At 49.0% G+C, this 875-nt stretch carries 1 protein-coding gene; it reads right to left on the reverse strand.

Features of this window, described 5'->3' with window-relative positions; all coding sequences use genetic code 11:
- Window positions 1-758 (reverse strand): IS701 family transposase (locus BRO54_RS18855; RefSeq protein ID WP_139268108.1); only part of this gene is annotated, 758 nt, incomplete at its 3' end.
- Window positions 759-875: the final 117 nt, after the last annotated feature.

Here is an 875-nt window from a genome sequence, read left to right on the forward strand (position 1 = left end):
TAACGCTCCTGACCCACCGTGACGAGGCGGGTGTCTTGGGGCTCGACATAGCGGGCAAACTGCTTGGCTTGGACCGCGACGCCTTTCGGGTAGAGAATCCGGTTCGTCTTGAGCATCGCGATGACATGGAATCCCTGTTTCAGACAGGCTTCGATGAGCGTTTTGGACGGATACCAAGAGTCCATCAACACATACACCGGCTGAGTCAGCTTCACCTTGATCGAGGAAAGCATCTCGATCGCCAGGTCGATTTTGCTTCTTCCCGCCTTCTTGTCATACAAGCGGAACGCGAACGGAAACGCTTGCGTGAAGGTGTGCACCATCAGCCAAACGAGCGAATGCCCCCAAACCAATTGATGATCTTTATGCGAGTAGTGCCAATCACACCCTTGAATGGCGTGTGCAGCCCGTGACGAAGGCTTCGTTTTTTGGCAAATCGTATCATCAATTGAAACAAAAAGGGGTTGATTTTTCCGTTTGGCCAGTCGTTCGACCTGGGAAAGGATCCACTCTTGAAGCTTCCCAAGCAGCCTTTCCTCGTTCCAAGGGCTTTTCGTGAAAAAGTGACTGAGCGTCGTTCGATGATTCGGATGAAAGCTCCAGTGATGAATATCAGTCAATGTTCCCGAGAATCCCTTGGTGGTCAAGGCATCGACGATATGAATGAGATGCTTGATGACCGGTTTGGAAAGCTGCAGCGTCAACCCCAACGTGAAGAAAAACTTGTGGATTCCTTGGTGATGTGCTAATCTATTCATGAGACATGAACCTCCTTGTGGGTAGTTGTGAGCACATCTATTTTACCCAAGGAGTCGGGTTCATGTCTCCTTTTTTGTTTGATTGTCAATTTATGTTAGTGAATTTGCTCATCTACA

Origin of the sequence: Geobacillus proteiniphilus (genome assembly GCF_001908025.1) — a bacterium.
In the GTDB taxonomy this organism is placed as follows: domain Bacteria; phylum Bacillota; class Bacilli; order Bacillales; family Anoxybacillaceae; genus Geobacillus; species Geobacillus proteiniphilus.